Annotated in this window: 17 protein-coding genes; 15 read left to right on the top strand and 2 right to left on the bottom strand. The window is 41.5% G+C overall.

Annotated elements, in window-relative coordinates; genetic code table 11:
* Window positions 1-94 precede the first annotated feature (94 nt).
* The 9 genes from argC (at window position 95) to BK049_RS02640 (ending at window position 11,177) form a co-directional block, all read left to right on the top strand.
* On the top strand, window positions 95-1,132 hold the full coding sequence (gene argC / locus BK049_RS02680; RefSeq protein ID WP_008355245.1) for an N-acetyl-gamma-glutamyl-phosphate reductase: 1,038 nt from the start codon (window positions 95-97) through the stop codon (window positions 1,130-1,132).
* Window positions 1,133-1,152: 20 nt separating this feature from the next.
* Entirely contained in the window at window positions 1,153-2,373 is a 1,221-nt protein-coding gene (gene argJ / locus BK049_RS02675) for a bifunctional ornithine acetyltransferase/N-acetylglutamate synthase (protein WP_008355247.1), read from the top strand.
* A 14-nt stretch (window positions 2,374-2,387) separates the two neighbouring features.
* Entirely contained in the window at window positions 2,388-3,164 is a 777-nt protein-coding gene (argB, locus tag BK049_RS02670; RefSeq protein ID WP_008355249.1) for an acetylglutamate kinase, read from the top strand.
* Window positions 3,161-4,312 carry an acetylornithine transaminase gene (locus tag BK049_RS02665; RefSeq protein WP_008355252.1) on the top strand — a complete coding sequence of 384 codons (1,152 nt, stop codon included), beginning with the start codon at window positions 3,161-3,163 and terminating at the stop codon, window positions 4,310-4,312. The genes argB and BK049_RS02665 overlap by 4 nt, the downstream gene beginning before the upstream one ends.
* A gap of 69 nt (window positions 4,313-4,381) precedes the next feature.
* Window positions 4,382-5,443, top strand: a complete 1,062-nt coding sequence (locus tag BK049_RS02660) for a carbamoyl phosphate synthase small subunit (protein ID WP_008355254.1) — start codon at window positions 4,382-4,384, stop codon at window positions 5,441-5,443.
* On the top strand, window positions 5,436-8,516 hold the full coding sequence (locus tag BK049_RS02655) for a carbamoyl-phosphate synthase (glutamine-hydrolyzing) large subunit (protein ID WP_071167793.1): 3,081 nt from the start codon (window positions 5,436-5,438) through the stop codon (window positions 8,514-8,516). Before BK049_RS02660 ends, BK049_RS02655 begins: the two co-directional genes overlap by 8 nt.
* Window positions 8,513-9,463: an ornithine carbamoyltransferase gene (gene argF / locus BK049_RS02650; RefSeq protein WP_071167792.1), complete on the top strand. Its 951-nt coding sequence runs from the start codon at window positions 8,513-8,515 to the stop codon at window positions 9,461-9,463. The genes BK049_RS02655 and argF overlap by 4 nt, the downstream gene beginning before the upstream one ends.
* A 101-nt stretch (window positions 9,464-9,564) precedes the next feature.
* A complete protein-coding gene (locus tag BK049_RS02645; protein WP_071167791.1) occupies window positions 9,565-9,744 on the top strand; it encodes a YjzC family protein in 180 nt (59 codons plus the stop codon).
* A gap of 167 nt (window positions 9,745-9,911) precedes the next feature.
* Window positions 9,912-11,177 (top strand): MFS transporter, encoded by a 1,266-nt coding sequence (locus tag BK049_RS02640; RefSeq protein ID WP_071167790.1) that lies wholly within the window; start codon window positions 9,912-9,914, stop codon window positions 11,175-11,177.
* Between the two features lie 117 nt (window positions 11,178-11,294).
* Here BK049_RS02640 and BK049_RS02635 read toward each other — a convergent pair whose 3' ends face one another.
* Window positions 11,295-11,489, bottom strand: coding sequence for a YjzD family protein (locus BK049_RS02635; RefSeq protein WP_071167789.1), 195 nt, complete (start codon window positions 11,487-11,489; stop codon window positions 11,295-11,297).
* Between the two features lie 297 nt (window positions 11,490-11,786).
* On the opposite strand from BK049_RS02635, the gene BK049_RS02630 reads away from it, so the two are divergent.
* The 5 genes from BK049_RS02630 to BK049_RS02610 all read left to right on the top strand — a co-directional run bounded on the left by BK049_RS02630 (window position 11,787) and on the right by BK049_RS02610 (window position 15,072).
* The gene (locus tag BK049_RS02630; protein ID WP_071167788.1) at window positions 11,787-12,245 is read left to right on the top strand and encodes a DinB family protein; all 459 of its coding nucleotides are present in this window, start codon (window positions 11,787-11,789) and stop codon (window positions 12,243-12,245) included.
* A gap of 173 nt (window positions 12,246-12,418) precedes the next feature.
* Window positions 12,419-13,159 carry an alpha/beta fold hydrolase gene (locus tag BK049_RS02625; protein ID WP_008355266.1) on the top strand — a complete coding sequence of 247 codons (741 nt, stop codon included), beginning with the start codon at window positions 12,419-12,421 and terminating at the stop codon, window positions 13,157-13,159.
* 75 nt (window positions 13,160-13,234) lie between these two features.
* Complete coding sequence (locus tag BK049_RS02620; RefSeq protein ID WP_008355268.1) at window positions 13,235-13,813, top strand: hypothetical protein; 579 nt, start codon at window positions 13,235-13,237, stop codon at window positions 13,811-13,813.
* Window positions 13,814-13,903: 90 nt separating this feature from the next.
* On the top strand, window positions 13,904-14,863 hold the full coding sequence (locus BK049_RS02615; RefSeq protein WP_008355270.1) for a BMP family ABC transporter substrate-binding protein: 960 nt from the start codon (window positions 13,904-13,906) through the stop codon (window positions 14,861-14,863).
* An 11-nt stretch (window positions 14,864-14,874) separates the two neighbouring features.
* A complete protein-coding gene (locus tag BK049_RS02610) occupies window positions 14,875-15,072 on the top strand; it encodes a ComZ family protein (protein ID WP_008355272.1) in 198 nt (65 codons plus the stop codon).
* A gap of 10 nt (window positions 15,073-15,082) precedes the next feature.
* On the opposite strand, the gene BK049_RS02605 is transcribed toward BK049_RS02610, so the two are convergent.
* Window positions 15,083-15,316, bottom strand: a complete 234-nt coding sequence (locus BK049_RS02605) for a hypothetical protein (protein ID WP_008355274.1) — start codon at window positions 15,314-15,316, stop codon at window positions 15,083-15,085.
* Window positions 15,317-15,485: 169 nt separating this feature from the next.
* On the opposite strand from BK049_RS02605, the gene BK049_RS02600 reads away from it, so the two are divergent.
* Entirely contained in the window at window positions 15,486-16,424 is a 939-nt protein-coding gene (locus BK049_RS02600) for a beta-ketoacyl-ACP synthase III (protein WP_071167787.1), read from the top strand.
* Window positions 16,425-16,443: the final 19 nt, after the last annotated feature.

The raw sequence follows: 16,443 nt of genomic DNA, 5'->3' as shown, positions 1-16,443 counted from the left end.
AAATGAAAACAAATATTAAATATACAATTGAATTAATTTTTATACATGTTATAATGTTAAATAATTTCACAAAGATCAAGAGGGTGTATTGACGTTGAAAATAGGTATTATAGGTGCTACAGGATATGGTGGTGCGGAATTGGTTCGTATCCTCAAGCACCATCCAGATGTGGAGGAATGTATATTGTATTCATCCAGTGGTGATGGGCAATCATACAGTCAATCTTATCCGCATTTGACAACGATTACTGATCAAACATTAAAAGCCATTGATCCGGCTGCCATTGTGCGAGAAACAGATGCTGTGTTTCTAGCGACACCAGCAGGCGTATCAAGTGAACTCACGCCAAAGCTCATGAATCAAGGGGTGCCGATCATTGATTTATCAGGTGACTTGCGTATTCAAGATGGAGCAACTTACGAAGCATGGTATAAACGAAGGGCAGCTGATGAAGCATCCATTCAACAAGCTGTGTACGGATTATCGGAACTGAATCGTGAAACCATTAAGCAAGCGGAAGTCATTGCAAACCCAGGGTGCTTTCCTACCGCAGTTCTTCTCGGTTTAGCACCGCTGATGAAACAGAACCTAATGGATGAATCCATGATCATCATCGATGCGAAAACAGGCGTGTCTGGTGCCGGACGATCTGCTTCGCTTGGCACGCATTTTTCAGAGCTGAACGACAACTTTAAAATTTATAAGGTGAATGAACATCAGCATACACCTGAAATAGAACAAGTATTAAGAGAATGGAATCCGCAAACGGCGAACATCACATTTTCAACACACCTTGTCCCAATGACAAGAGGGATTATGGCGACCATGTATACACAATTGACATCAGATATCACAAAAGAAGAATTAATGAAGCGTATGACAGGCTTTTATGAAGATTCCTATTTTGTCAGAGTAAGAGATCACGGGGTGTATCCGCAAACAAAAGAAGTATACGGCAGTAACTTTTGTGACATTGGCTTTCATTTAGATGAGCGAACAGGCAGACTGACCATCGTGTCCGTCATAGACAATCTCATGAAAGGCGCAGCCGGCCAAGCGGTTCAAAACTTCAACATCATCAAAGGCTTACATGAAGAGGCGGGCCTCACAATGACACCTCTTTATCCATAAGAACAGGGGAGACAACAAACATGATCGAATTGAATGAGAAAAAAATTGTCAAAATAGACGGTGACGTATCATCACCAAAAGGCTTTGAAGCGAAGGGAATTCATATTGGATTACGCTATTCAAAAAAAGACCTTGGCTTGATCGTCAGTGAAGTACCAGCAACGAGTGCCGCGGTATACACACAAAGTCACTTTCAAGCTGCGCCTCTACAAGTCACACAAAAAAGCTTAAAAAAGACGGGTCAATTAAAAGGTGTGATTGTCAATAGTGCCATCGCTAACGCATGTACTGGTGAGCAGGGATTAAAGGATGCATACGACATGCAGGCAGCCTGTGCAGACATGTTAGGGACAGAACCTGATTACATTGCCGTCTCGTCTACTGGCGTCATTGGCGAATGCCTGGATATGGATAAAATCAAAAAAGGCATCACCGAGCTAAAAGAAGCAAAAGCAGAAAAAGGTCATTTTGAAGAGGCGATCTTAACGACAGATACGGTCATTAAAAATACAACATACACCCTGACGATAGACGGTAAAGAGATTCTTATTTCAGGTGCAGCAAAGGGTTCTGGTATGATTCATCCGAACATGGCAACAATGCTTGGCTTTGTCACAACAGATGCAAATGTCGAACAGGAAGCCTTACAAAATGCACTTCGTGACATTACAGATGTGACTTTTAACCAGATTACCGTCGATGGAGAAACATCGACAAACGATATGGTGCTTGTGATGGCAAATGGAATGGCAGAAAATCATGCGTTAAATGAAGAACATCCAGAATGGCCATTGTTTAAAGAAGGATTAAAACGAGCTTGTGAGGATTTAGCAAAAGAGATTGCAAGAGACGGAGAAGGCGCAACCAAATTAATCGAAGCGAAAGTCGTAGGTGCTAAAAACAACTTAGAAGCCGGTATCATTGCGAAAAAAATCGTAGGTTCAAGTCTTGTGAAAACAGCCGTATATGGCACGGATGCAAACTGGGGACGGATTGTCGGAGCCATCGGTCATAGCGCAGCTTCAGTTACACCGGAAGAGGTTGAAGTTTATTTAGGCGGGCAATGTCTGTTTAAACATAATGAACCACAGCCTTTTTCAGAAGAGGAAGCCAAAGCGTATTTAGAGCAGGATGAGGTTACGATTTTGATTCAAATGAATGAAGGAAATGGTGAAGCGGCAGCATGGGGCTGTGACCTTACCTATGATTACGTGAAAATTAACGCGAGCTATCGCACATAATGAAGGGGATAGACATGGATAAAACGATCGTGTTCAAGTGTGGAGGCAGTGTCATTCGAGAACTTTCAGAAACCTTTTATGAAAATGTCCGCTCACTTCAAGCTGCTGGATTTAAGCTGGCTATCGTACATGGCGGAGGTCCTGAAATCACCAGCATGCTGCAAAAATTAGATGTGAAAACGGAATTTGTTGATGGACAGCGCAAAACAACAAAGCCGGTGTTAGAGGTAGCCGAAATGGTTCTTTCGGGAACGGTGAATAAATACTTTGTTTCAGAACTGGCAAAGCATGATATTTCATCTGTTGGTGTATCTGGTAAAGATGGACAGATGCTTATCGCGGATTTTCTTGATCAAGATGTGTATGGCTACGTTGGTGAAATCAAAGAAGTCAATCCTGAGATGGCAGAAGCTTTAATGGATAAACAATTCATTCCTGTCATTGCTCCGCTATCTATGACCGAAGAATGCCAAACCTTAAATGTGAATGCCGATTTAGCAGCATCAGCTGTTGCAGGAGCCATGAAAGCCGACAAACTGATGTTTGTCACAGACGTGGAAGGCATCTTAAAAGATGGTGAGCTGTTAGACATCGTCACCGAACAGGAAGCCCTTTCACTCATTGATGAAGGAATTATTTCCGGGGGAATGATTCCAAAAGTTCAATCAGCTTTAAGTGCTTTATCAGGAGACGTGGATGAAGTCATGATCGTCAATGGCAAAGGCAGTCTCTTTACAGGGGAAACGTTTAAAGGAACAAGAATTGTGAAACAAAAGGAGGCGGTCCTGTGAGTCATCTCTTTCAAACGTATGGCCGGTGGAATGTTGAAATTAAAGAGGCATCAGGTTCTTGGGCAGTCGATACAAATGGGAAAAAGTATTTAGACTTTATTCAAGGCATTGCGGTGACAAACTTAGGTCACAATCACCCAAAGGTCAATCAAGCCATCAAGAAGCAGCTTGACGAGGTCTGGCATGTATCGAACCTGTTTGAAAATGGTCTGCAAGAAAAAGCAGCAGAAAAGCTGGCAGCAAACAGTTCAGGGGATCTCGTATTTTTCTGCAATAGCGGGGCTGAAGCAAATGAAGGAGCCATTAAATTAGCACGTAAAGCGACAGGGAAAACAAATATTGTGACATTTTTGCACTCTTTCCATGGGCGCACGTATGCTGGTATGGCTGCCACAGGTCAAGATAAAATCAAAACTGGTTTTGGACCGATGCTGGAAGGCTTTCATTATGTACCGTTTAATGACCCTGAAGCTATTGCATCATGTGAAGTAGATGATGTGGCAGCGGTCATGCTGGAAGTGGTGCAAGGTGAAGGTGGAGTGAATCCGGCTACAGGGGAATTTCTAGAGGCAGTTCAAGCGTTTTGCAAAAAACATCAAGCACTGCTCATCGTAGATGAAATCCAAACGGGCATTGGAAGAACAGGTACAGCATTTGCATACGAGCAAGCGGGACTTGATCCTGATATTATCTCAGCTGCAAAAGGGTTAGGAAATGGTTTCCCAGTCGGTGCGGTGATAGGAAAAAAAGCTTTAGGAGACGCATTCTCACCAGGTTCACATGGCACAACATTTGGTGGCAACATGCTCGCCATGTCAGCTGTGAACGCAACTCTTGATGTGATATTCAAAGAAGAATTTCTTTCAGAGGTCAAAGAAAAGGGTGCTTACCTTTTAACAAAACTGCAAGATGTCAAACAGCTGAACATCGTAAAAGAAGTACGAGGAAAAGGATTAATGGCGGGGATTGAGTGTCATCAGCCAGTCGGTGATTATATTACAGCCCTTAGAGAACAAGGTTTGCTGGTGCTTCCAGCGGGTCCGAATGTCATTCGTTTATTACCTCCGCTCAATGTGGAAAAAGCAGAATTGGATCAAGCAATAGAAGCGATTATTCAAGTTTTAGCAAATGAAACGGTGACAGTGTAAATTTTTTTACATCAATTCGCATAAAAATACATTTATATAATTAATTATTCATTTTGGGGTGACACAAGCATGAAAGGTTATTTAAATTTAGAAGATGGAGCCTCTTTTGAAGGAGATCTGACAGGAGATGCTGGCATGACTGGTGAAGTGGTCTTTTTTACAGGCATGACAGGTTATCAAGAGGTGCTCACAGACCCTTCCTATAAAGGACAGATCATTGTTTTCACGTATCCGCTCATCGGAAATTATGGCATCAATCATGAAGACTTTGAGAGCAAAAAACCACAAGTAAAAGCTGTGGTTGTCTATGAGGCAGCGGAGCACTTTTCTCACCATCTAGCAGCGGTAAGCATAAAAGAATATTTACAAAAGTGGAACATTCCGCTTCTTACACATACAGATACCCGCGCTGTTGTGCAGAAAATCCGGGCAAACGGCACAATGAATGCTGTCCTCAGTTTAGACGAAAACGAAACGCCGCCGGCGATGAAGCAAGTCAATGTGGTCGAGCAGGTAACAGAAGATGAGATCTACACACAAGGCAGCGGTCAAGAACATGTGGCGCTCATTGATTTTGGCTTTAAAAAGTCAATTGCAGACTCACTTGAGGCGCGCGGCTGTCAAGTAACAGTCATTCCATACAAGCAAATGGAAAAGGTGTTTGACATCAAGCCAGACGCGATTCTGCTGTCAAACGGACCTGGAGATCCCAAAACAATGAAGCCTTATTTAAAGACCATTCATCACATCATGATGACCTTCCCAACACTTGGTATTTGCTTAGGTCATCAATTAATTGCTCTTGCACTCGGCGGAGATACGTATAAGCTTCCTTTTGGGCACAGAGGAGCGAATCACCCCGTACAAGATACAGAATCAAAACGTGTCTTTATGACAAGTCAAAATCACAGCTACGTAGTCAATGAAAAAAGCATGAATGACAAAGAAGTGGATGTCAAATTCCTCCACGTGAATGACGGATCTGTTGAAGGATTCATTCATAAAGAGAAACTGATTATGTCAGTTCAGTTTCATCCAGAAGCACACCCAGGGCCTGCTGAAAGTGAATGGGTTTTCGATGATTTTATTGAGAAAGTGAAACAAGCAAGGAGAGAAGTTGCACATGCCTAAAGATCAAAGCATACAAACCATTCTAGTCATCGGGTCTGGTCCAATCATCATTGGTCAGGCAGCAGAATTTGATTACTCAGGTACACAAGGATGTATGGCCTTAAAAGAAGAAGGCTACAACGTCATTTTAGTCAATAACAACCCGGCAACCATTATGACAGACGAGTCATTTGCTGATGAAATCTATTTTGAACCGCTTTCAGTTGATTCAGTGACAAGAATCATTGAAAAGGAGAAACCGGATGGGCTCTTAGCCAACCTTGGCGGACAGACGGCGCTCAACCTTGCTGTCGAGTTAGAAAAAGCCGGCGTGCTAAAAAAGCATGGGGTGAAACTGCTCGGTACGTCAGTTGAAACAATTGAAAACGGTGAAGATCGTGAGAAATTCCGTGCCCTCATGAAGCATTTGAACGAACCTGTACCAGAAAGTGAAATTGTGGATAATGCGAAAGACGCGCTTCAATTTGCAAAAGAAGTGGGCTTCCCTGTTATTCTTCGACCAGCCTACACACTTGGCGGTAAAGGGGGAGGAATCGCTTTAACGGAAGAGGCTTTTAAACCGCTCATTGAAGGGGCCCTTCTAGCGAGTCCGATTCACCAGTGTCTAGTAGAAAAAAGCATTGCGGGCTTTAAAGAAGTCGAATATGAGGTCATGAGAGATCGTCAAAATACGTGTATTACTGTTTGTAACATGGAAAATATCGATCCAGTTGGTGTGCATACAGGAGACTCGATTGTCGTTGCACCGTCACAGACATTAACGGATCAGGATTATCAAATGCTCCGCTCAGCGAGTCTGAAAATCATTTCAGCACTGGATGTCGTTGGCGGATGCAACATCCAATTTGCTCTTGATCCACTCAGCAAAGAATATTTCGTCATCGAGGTCAATCCTCGGGTCAGCCGTTCTTCCGCTCTTGCATCAAAAGCAACAGGCTATCCGATTGCCAAAATGGCCGCAAAGCTTGCGGTCGGCTATACATTAGACGAATTGAAAAACCCGCTCACAGGTACAACCTATGCTAGCTTTGAGCCGGCACTCGATTATGTTGTGGTGAAATTCCCGCGCTGGCCGTTCGATAAATTTAAACAGGCAGATCGCAAATTAGGCACAAAAATGAAGGCGACTGGTGAAGTCATGGCCATTGACCGTAATTTAGAATCCGCCATTCAAAAAGCAGTCGCATCACTTGAGATCAACACAAAAGGCTTCCATTTGCTCGAACTGAAAGAACAATCAACTGAACAATTATTTGAATTAATCAAAACACCTGACGATCGCCGCTTCTTCGCTGTCATGGAGCTTCTTTCCAGACAAGAAACGGTTGAAACGATTCATCAAGTGACGAAAATTGATCTATTTTTCTTACATGTGTTCAAGCATATGATCACACTTGAACAGGAGCTGAAGGAGCATAAGGGAACGTTATCAAAAGACACTTTGAAAAAGGTAAAGGAAAAGGGCTTCCTTGATGAAACAATCGCTTTTCTCACGGGGAGCAGTGAAGAAGCGATTAGACAGCTTCGTCAAGAATATGGCATTGCTGCTTCATTTAAAATTGTCGATACATGTGCTGCGGAATTCGATGCGAAAACGAATTACTTCTATTCTACGTACTTTGGAAAAAGTGATGGCGAGCATCAGCAGAAAACAAAGCAGCGTGCACTCATCATTGGCTCAGGTCCGATTCGAATTGGGCAAGGAGTTGAGTTTGATTATAGTGCTGTGCATGGAGTTCTTACCTTGCAAAAGCTTGGATTTGAAACCATCATGATGAACAATAATCCAGAAACGGTAAGTACCGATTATGAGATTGCCGATCGTTTATACTTTGAACCAATTACGTTAGAGCATATCTTAAACGTAGTTGAAGCGGAACAAATTGATTTTGTCATCGTTCAGTTTGGCGGACAGACAGCGATTAATGTGGCAGAAGGTTTAGAAAAAGCCGGAGTCACTTTGTTAGGTACATCCTTTGCCACATTAGATGCATTAGAGGATCGTGATTTGTTCTATCAGCTTCTTGATGAACTGAATCTGCCTCATGCAAAAGGAGATACAGCTCATTCAAAAGAGGAAGCACTCGTGCATGCCGCAAGCATCGGGTATCCTGTCCTTATTCGTCCATCGTATGTCATTGGCGGAATGGGGATGATCGTTGTTCAATCAGAAGATCAATTGGCATCACTGCTTGATCAGCCGGATCATTTGCCTTATCCGATCCTCATTGATGAGTACGTCACTGGAAAAGAAGTTGAAGTCGATCTCATTTCTGACGGCAAGAAGACATTCATTCCAACGATCGTTGAGCATATTGAAAAAGCGGGCGTACACTCAGGTGACAGCTTTGCCATCTTACCAAGTGTCTCCATCAGTGAGGACATCAAACAGCAGGTGTACAGCGCCTCTGAACAAATAGCAAAGAAATTAGCATTTAAAGGCATCATGAATATTCAATTTGTGATCAAAGGGGATCAGGCGCTTGTATTAGAGGTGAACCCTCGGGCAAGCAGAACGGTCCCAGTTGTTAGTAAAGTCATGGGCATTGAAATGATTCCAATGGCTACCCAGTTATTAGCTGGTGCGACGCTTGAAGAATTGAACCCTTCAACGAAGAATAAAGGGGGAACAGCTGTTAAATTCCCAGTCTTCTCGTCTCATGCCATTCAAGATATTGATTTAAAACTGACACCTGAAATGAAAGCGACAGGTGAAGGAATGTGTGTAGGAAAGAATGTGGAAAGCGCCTTGAAAAAAGTATTTGCGCCAATTTGGCAAAAGAAAGGAAGTCTTTTTATACAAGGCAGTGAACAATTAATAAATGCAGCGAAACGTGCAGGCTTTGACGTCTGGACGGCCAGCTTTGAATCTTGGCTACAACAAGACGATAAATCTCTTCACATTCATTTAGGGGATGATGAAGAAGCAAAAGAGCAGCGTGTAAAAGCCCTCACACATGGTGTTCAAGTCCTTACCGAATATGAAACAGCTCAAGCATTCCTGCAAGGGAAAGATGGAGATGTTTCACCAGTATCTCTCCATGAATTATATAAAAAGGAAGTGACGGCATGAGTCAAGTCGACGTACAGCCCACATTATACGGAAAAGACTTTTTATCGCTAAAAGATTTTTCAGTCCATGACATTGCTTACTTAATTGAAAAAGCAGAAGAAATGAAACAACATCCATATCAAGATTTATTCAAAGGAAAAACGTTAGCCATGATCTTTGAAAAATCTTCAACTAGAACCCGTGTCTCGTTTGAAGCGGGAATGACGCAGCTAGGGGGACATGCACTTTTCCTCAGCTCAAATGATCTGCAAATTGGCAGAGGAGAAACGATTAGTGATACCGCCCAGGTGCTGTCTGGCTATGTAGATGGTATTATGATTCGAACCTTTGAACATGAGAAGGTAGAAGAACTTGCAAAATACGCATCCATTCCTGTCATAAACGGATTGACTGACTACTCACATCCATGTCAGGCACTTGCTGATTTATTGACAATAAAAGAAGCAAAAGGAACATTAAAAGGTGTGAAAGTGGCATATATCGGTGATGGAAATAATGTGGCTCATTCCTTGATGGTCGGCTGTGCGCAATTAGGCTGTGACATTGCTGTTGCATCACCAAAAGGCTATGAACCACTTCAAGACGTGACAGACACTGCTCGTGAGTTTGCCAAACAATCAGGTGCAGAAGTGATCGTCACAACAGATCCAGTAGCTGCTGTTCAGCATGCAGATGTCATTTATTCAGACGTATTTACAAGCATGGGGCAGGAAGCTGAAACAGAGAAACGTCTAGCTGAATTTAAAGAATATCAAGTTAATATTGACCTCATGCGTCATGCCGCAAAAGATTATATCTTCCTTCATTGTCTGCCGGCACATCGCGGAGAAGAAGTGACAGCTGATATCATTGATGGACCGCACTCAAAGGTGTTTCAGCAGGCAGAAAATCGCTTGCATGTGCAAAAAGCGTTAATTAAAGAGCTCATGTATCAACAACCAAAATAGATCAAGTGTCCCTGTCTCGAATGAGCAGGGACTTTTTGCATATTGGATTGGAGAGGCAATGGACGGGACATAATAACAACAATCGAGAAAGGAGGATGGAAATGGGTCAGCAGCATCAGTTTAAATCTGGGAATAAAGCACCTAATAATGGTATCTATATCGAAATCGGTGAGACCGGCAGTATGGTAAAAGATCCTTTAAAGATTAAGCTTAAAGCAGGCGACGTCTTTCCGGATAACTCGAACCATAACCGTGTTTGGACCTACCAAAGAAAGCCGTAAGCAATTGACTAAGAGTCTGTATGAATAAGTCTTTAGAGGCATGTGTCATGCCTCTTTTTTCTTTATAATAAAAAACAATTAAGTTCAAATTTTCAAATAAATAGTATGAAAAAAAGAGAAAATGAGGTAAAATATGTAAATAGTAAACAGTTGAAAGGATTTGTGTGATGGAAAAGATGAATCTCAGTGAAAGTGTTTGGAATAAACGCTTCACCTCATTATTCATATCAAGGCTCATAAAAAATACAGGTGAAAGTTTTGCTTTTACATCCGTTCTTTGGCTATTGATTTTAAGAGGGGATGGAGCGCTCGGTACAGGACTTCTTCTAGCAGTGACAGTTCTTCCTTCATCATTGTTAGCCCCAATACTAGGACCTCTTATGAAAAAACACCATTTGTCTAAATGGATGTTCGCTTCAGATGTCGTTCGAGCAACAATTGTACTCATCATCCCACTACTACATTTTTTGCACATATTGCCTCTATGGTTATTGATCTCATTAATGGTTATTCAATCGGCAACAGGTGCAGCATATAACCCAGCTTCTGTGGCGATTTTACCGCAGATTGTTCCGAAGCATCTCATTCAAAAAGCAAATGCCATCCTGCAATCTTCCTTTGAAATTGTCGCTCTTGCTGCAGTGATGGTAGCAGGTCTTTTGGTCAAATTAATTGGACCTGCAGATACCCTCTTGATCACCACTGTCTTATTTATCATATCTGGCCTGTTTATTATTGGCGTCAAACTGAAGAAGTCAGGCAAAGAAAAAGCAGCAGACATTAAACAAGCAAAGAATACATATCTGTACAACCTAAAAAGAGGTTTTCTAGTCGTCAAAAATCATCACATCTTATTTGCGCTAACCCTTTACTGTATTTTAATGAATGTCGCAGCGGCTCCGTGGCAGGCATTATCCGCTGTATACGTAGCGGAAGCGCTGCAAAGTGATGCAATGGTATATTCCATTTTAAGAGGCGTCGCCGCAGTCGGTGCGTTTATGATGGGCTTTGCGCTGGCGAAGGTGAAAATTAAACGGTTTGGCTTGTTCTTTATTGTCGCTGGTATGATTGAAGGTGCAGCGTTCTTTATCACAGGGATGAGCACATGGCTGCCGGTCGTTCTTTTTGCATCCTTTATTTTTGGTGCAGCGGTCAGTGCAATTAATGTTCCGGAAATGGTCATTATTCAAACCTCTGTTGACCAAGAAGATCAGCCACAAGTCTATGCAGTGATCAATGCGTCATCCAATGTCTTTCTCCCGCTTGCTGCTGTTATATCGGGCGTTCTGGCAGAACGATTTGGAGCGGGGCCTGTCATTGCTGGGGGAGGCGTGCTTGAAATTTTATCAGGCATTGCGATCTTCCTGTTTACAGGGCTTGCAAAAAGCCATTTGACCGCTGACAAACAGCAGTCTGAAACGGTTGAGGTGTAAATCAATAAAAAATACCCCCTGGTTGCTAAACAGGGGGTTTTGGCGTGCCGCTTTTCACATCACGCTGAAAAAAGAAAAAGAGCTAAAATAAATGATTTCAGCTCTTTTTCAGACATATTAAGAATGCTTTGTTGAACTTTCCGTTTCTTTCATTGGACTTACTTCAGCAAAGATGAATAAAATAACCGTAAACACTACTGCAAGAATGGAAGTTAACATAAAATCATAAGCAGCTCCATTCATAGATGCAACGATGTAACCAGCCATATGTGTCAGCAGAAAAGTCCAAATGAGGGTGATAATGTAATGCATTATTCCACCGTCCTTTATGTAACAATCTATTGACTATCATATCATAGATAAGAGGTAAGGGAAAAGACTGTTTTGCTCCAATTGTGAGCATTTTCATCATTGGACTTTAACAAGTGGTTGAATGTGATGATTCCCCGCAGATAAAACAGGTATTTATTGCAGGATTCGTACTGAAGCCCCAATAATAAGAAGTGACTGTACTTCACGTAGACAGGGAAATGCACAAGAGAAAAAATAAAACGCGCTGAATAATAAGTAACATGAAAAATATTTGACCTATAAGAAAGGGGAACAAGAATGAAAGAACGCCATGTGAATCTTTTCAAACAGTTAGAGACTTATCGAGCTGCTATTTTAGATAGTTTAGATGATGTAAGTGCAGATGAAGCTGAGATCATCCCAAATCATTTTCATAATAATATCAGGTGGAATATGGGACATCTTTACTTGGATCAATACTTATGGATTGAGACTTTAACGAAAGAGAAAACTGAGGTTCCAGATACTTTTCGCAAATGGTTTGGTTATGGGACAACACCAGATCATTTTTCAGATGAAACGCCTTCTTATCTACAATTAAAAAAAAGGCTGGAAGAACAGCCTGGTAAAATAATGGAAAAATACTCACGTCGCTTAGAAGTCGAATATCCCCCTACTGAAATGGGGATGCGAACCATTGAACAAGTGTTGATGCGAACCATCTTTCACGAGGGAATGCACCTGCAAGCGATTCTTGATATTAAAAAATGTTTATAATCAATCAAAAAAGTTCTGACGATATAGGAAAGAACCGCTTATATATTTCCATCAAATGTCAGATTCGCTTAAAAGATTAAGAAGATTTCTTTCATATTAGGGGATTTCCTTATTCGTAGATGAGTTGTTTCTCATATCATAGAAAGCAGAATCACTGAAAGGAGGCTAGCCATATGGGTGTAAGTGAACGTTTTATTCAGCTTGGTTCCCAGTGGAACGTCATCCACCTTCCTCAAAAACCAAATGGCTTTGGCATTCTAATCCTCGGTGACCGGAATCACTTTGTGCAGGAAAACACATCATTCTGGCTTCAGCATTATGGGAGAAACCAGCTTTTAACTGCTTTAAAGGATGAAGGGTATACATTGTTTAATAGTCATCTTCATGGCAACCACTGGGGATGTGAAGACGCTGTCTTTGATGCTAAACAACTCATTCATTATTCATTAAAACAAGAAATATTAAACCGAGAGATTCACGTGCTTGCAGAAGGAATGGGGGCACTCATTGCGATGAGTCTTGCTGAAGAAATGCCGGAAGTGTTAAGATCCATTGCAATGCTCAATCCTTGTTTAGATCTTAGTGCACATAGAGAGAGGGAGAAAGAGCATAAATTTTTCTACAAACAGCTGATCAGGGAGCTGGCGCAGAGCTACGGCTGCTCTGAACAGGAAGCAGAAACGTATCCACTTCCTTCTTGCCCCGTTCATTCAGCTCATGTACCGATTCATATATGGCAAAGGTTAAATGTTGCACCATACGCGTATGAGCTGCATGCAAAACCTTTTATTGATCAGCACATGATGAATGCAGACCATGGTCAGGTCGATCAGACCTTGCATATGTTTGATCATCCAAGAAGAATCTTTCAGTCCATTCACAAGTTTTATAAATCGCATGAAAGAGAATTGTAATGAATAGGATGATAACAGCCCTTCATAGAAAGGGCTCTTCTTTTTATTCGATATGCTAAAAAAGGGGACATGAAGATGGAAACAGGATTGATCATAGGTGCAGATGAATTTTTTGGCCTGACACTTTGTGAATATATGATGAAAGAGGGCATACAAGTCGATATCACGTGTCCACACGATCAGACAGAAGAGCAAAAGCTGCTATTAGGAGAGCGGATGATGTGGCTCGGCCGAAATGACCTCGTTCGTGTCATTGACCTTCAGGATAGCAAAGAGGCGTATGATCTCATCTTTATTCAATCAGAGGATTCACATGAAAAACAGGCAGAGTTGAAAGCAACACATGGGATGTACCGATTACTTTTCGAAGAACCGAAAGACGAATCGTCCAAACAACGTGTGCCAGCTGTTGTCCTTCCTCGTATGTTCGGACCGTGGTCACTCGATGAAAAAAGAAGAACAAGGGAAGATCACTCATTTTTTGTAGAAGATGTCGCAAAGGATCTTTTGAAGTGGGCGTCACACACTGATCAAAGGCAGGAAATGACGCATCAATTGAAGGTCGAAAGACAAACCGATGACCAACAAGCAAAGGAAATAATTGCAGAATGGAAAAGACAAAACTCAACATTTTTCGACAAAAAGCAAGAATGATCTTCCATCTTATCTTTTTTCAGTATAAAATAAACCTATATTTAACATACAGGTTCATACCTGCGTGTTGCAAAGGGAGTTGAACATGGCATGAAGTACCAACGGCTTGTCATGATCTTTTCGTTCCTTCTTTTATTATCTGCCTGCTCGCAGGCGCCTTTAAAAGGACATATTGAGAAGGTGGGTTTACTCGTCCCCGATACGATTAATGATCAAGTTTGGGGAACGAAAGGTTATAAAGGCTTATTAAATATCCAATCAACATTTGGTGTAGATGTTTATTATAAGGAAGGCATGGTCGACAAGGAGAAAATCGTTGATGCCATTGAAGAGTTCCATAAAAAAGGAGTCAATTTGATTATTGGCCATGGCAATGAATACAGCGAAATTTTCAACTTGATCAGTGAAGATTATCCAAAAACACAATTTATTACGGTCAATGGAGGCAAGCCTCAGGCTGACAATGTCACAAACGTGACGTTTAAAGGAGAAGCAATGGGCTTTTTCGGAGGCATGACTGCAGCACATATGTCCAAAACAAAAAAGATTGGTATTCTTGCTACATATGATTGGCAAAGCGAAGTAGACGGCTTTATCAAAGGGGCAAAATATCAAGACGCACATGTGCAAGTTCTAGCGGAATTTGTCGAAAACTGGGATGATGCTGACAAAGCTGTGAACCTCTATCAAAAATTGAAAAAACAAGGTGTAGATGTTGTGTATCCAGCAGGTGATGGTTATAATATCCCTGTCATTGAACAAATCAAAAACGACAATTTATCTGCGATCGGATATGTCACTGATCAATCGAACCTTGGAAGCCATACCGTCTTAACCAGCACAGTACAGCATGTTGATAAAGCGTACAGTATCATTGCGAAGAAGTTTAATGAAGGCAAACTAAACGAAGGTGAATACTCCTTTGACTTTAAAGAAGGAGTGATCGAAATGGGTAAATTTAGCTCAACCATTGACCGCGATTTTGTGAAAGACATAGAGAATGATATCTCGTATTACAAAAAAACGGGCAAACTGCCTAATGAAAAGTGAGGACGTTGAACATGCAGAACGAAAAATCGATGGAGTTTTTACAAATTGCGATGAAGTATTTTCCGCAAGCAAAAGAAGAATTAGATAAAGCAGGGGTTCAGCTTGATCCAGAAGCACTTCAGCCGCTTCTATCATTGTTTACATCTGTCATGCAAGAGGCATATGAGCTTGGAAGAGCAGATGCAGAATCAGAAAAAGCCACACAATAGTGGCTTTTTTTTATGATAATTTTTTCTTGAAGGCACTAATCATAGGGCCGACATCTTTAAACACAGGCTTCAATTCATCAATCGAATTCATAATGTTCCCAATCTGATTCATGACATGCATATAGTCAATTGAGTCATCACTTGAAGATGAATCCTTGCGTTCCTCCTTTGATTCTGATTTGTTTTTTTCCTTTTCAAGCGGCTGTCCAAACATCATTGCTGAGAAAATATCTTTTTGCGCCATATCACATGTTCCTTTCTACTATTGGTATATCATTAATCTATGAAAAAAGTGAGAGGAAAGGTTAGACGTTTGTATTGCCAAGGAGAAAAAAATAAGGTAAAATTAGTACCAGATACTAATATAAGATCACAATATTATATGCTCGTATGAGTAAAAGGAGTCTTATTCAATGAATGCTGGAATTATTGGCCTTGGCCGCTATATACCTGAAAAAGTATTAACAAATCGTGATTTAGAAAAAATGGTTGAAACTTCTGACGAGTGGATTCGTACTAGAACAGGTATAGAAGAAAGAAGAATTGCATCTGATGATGTCAATACATCTCATATGGCGCTTGCTGCTGCAAAAAAAGCATTAGCTGATGCAGATGTAGCTGCAGAAGATATTGATATGATTCTTGTAGCGACAGTTACGCCAGATCAAGCATTTCCGACAGTCGCTTGTATGATTCAAGAGCAGCTCGGTGCACATAAAGCATGTGCAATGGATATTAGCGCTGCCTGCGCTGGCTTTATGTATGGGCTTGTTACTGGAAAACAATTTATCGAATCAGGCACATACAAACACGTACTTGTCGTTGGTGTAGAAAAGCTCTCTCGCATTACCGACTGGGATGACCGCAATACGGCTGTCTTGTTTGGAGATGGAGCAGGCGCTGCCGTACTAGGACCAGTGAGCGAAGGAAAAGGAATTCTATCATTTGAGCTTGGAGCCGATGGAAGCGGCGGGAAGCACTTGTACTTAGATGAAAAAGATCATACAATCATGAATGGACGAGAAGTATTTAAATTTGCTGTGAGACAAATGGGTGAATCAAGTGTAAACGTCATCGAAAAAGCTGGACTCTCTAAAGAAGACGTTGACTTCTTAATCCCTCACCAAGCAAATATTCGCATTATGGAAGCAGCACGTGAACGCTTAGAGCTGCCAGTTGAAAAAATGTCGAAGACTGTCCATAAATATGGAAACACATCAGCAGCATCCATTCCAATTTCACTATGTGAAGAAATCGAAGCCGGAAAAATTCATGACGGCGATGTGATTGTAATGGTTGGTTTTGGTGGTGGATTAACGTGGGGCGCAATCGCTATGCGATGGGGCCGATAAAAGAGTGAGGTGCACAAAT

Origin of the sequence: Bacillus xiamenensis (genome assembly GCF_001857925.1) — a bacterium.
Taxonomy (GTDB): domain Bacteria; phylum Bacillota; class Bacilli; order Bacillales; family Bacillaceae; genus Bacillus; species Bacillus xiamenensis.
Note: the sequence above shows the minus strand (reverse complement) of the source record. Positions and strands in the feature narration are given on the sequence as shown.

What these genes read in the sequence shown, in the direction of transcription:
- argJ (WP_008355247.1), top strand. Translation starts at nt 1,153, where the DNA reads ATGATCGAATTGAATGAGAAAAAAATTGTCAAAATAGACGGTGACGTA.
- argB (WP_008355249.1), top strand. Translation starts at nt 2,388, where the DNA reads ATGGATAAAACGATCGTGTTCAAGTGTGGAGGCAGTGTCATTCGAGAA.
- BK049_RS02660 (WP_008355254.1), top strand. Translation starts at nt 4,382, where the DNA reads ATGAAAGGTTATTTAAATTTAGAAGATGGAGCCTCTTTTGAAGGAGAT.
- BK049_RS02655 (WP_071167793.1), top strand. Translation starts at nt 5,436, where the DNA reads ATGCCTAAAGATCAAAGCATACAAACCATTCTAGTCATCGGGTCTGGT.
- argF (WP_071167792.1), top strand. Translation starts at nt 8,513, where the DNA reads ATGAGTCAAGTCGACGTACAGCCCACATTATACGGAAAAGACTTTTTA.
- BK049_RS02645 (WP_071167791.1), top strand. Translation starts at nt 9,565, where the DNA reads ATGGGTCAGCAGCATCAGTTTAAATCTGGGAATAAAGCACCTAATAAT.
- BK049_RS02640 (WP_071167790.1), top strand. Translation starts at nt 9,912, where the DNA reads ATGGAAAAGATGAATCTCAGTGAAAGTGTTTGGAATAAACGCTTCACC.
- BK049_RS02635 (WP_071167789.1), bottom strand. Translation starts at nt 11,489, where the DNA reads ATGCATTACATTATCACCCTCATTTGGACTTTTCTGCTGACACATATG.
- BK049_RS02630 (WP_071167788.1), top strand. Translation starts at nt 11,787, where the DNA reads ATGAAAGAACGCCATGTGAATCTTTTCAAACAGTTAGAGACTTATCGA.
- BK049_RS02625 (WP_008355266.1), top strand. Translation starts at nt 12,419, where the DNA reads ATGGGTGTAAGTGAACGTTTTATTCAGCTTGGTTCCCAGTGGAACGTC.
- BK049_RS02620 (WP_008355268.1), top strand. Translation starts at nt 13,235, where the DNA reads ATGGAAACAGGATTGATCATAGGTGCAGATGAATTTTTTGGCCTGACA.
- BK049_RS02615 (WP_008355270.1), top strand. Translation starts at nt 13,904, where the DNA reads ATGAAGTACCAACGGCTTGTCATGATCTTTTCGTTCCTTCTTTTATTA.
- BK049_RS02610 (WP_008355272.1), top strand. Translation starts at nt 14,875, where the DNA reads ATGCAGAACGAAAAATCGATGGAGTTTTTACAAATTGCGATGAAGTAT.
- BK049_RS02605 (WP_008355274.1), bottom strand. Translation starts at nt 15,316, where the DNA reads ATGGCGCAAAAAGATATTTTCTCAGCAATGATGTTTGGACAGCCGCTT.
- BK049_RS02600 (WP_071167787.1), top strand. Translation starts at nt 15,486, where the DNA reads ATGAATGCTGGAATTATTGGCCTTGGCCGCTATATACCTGAAAAAGTA.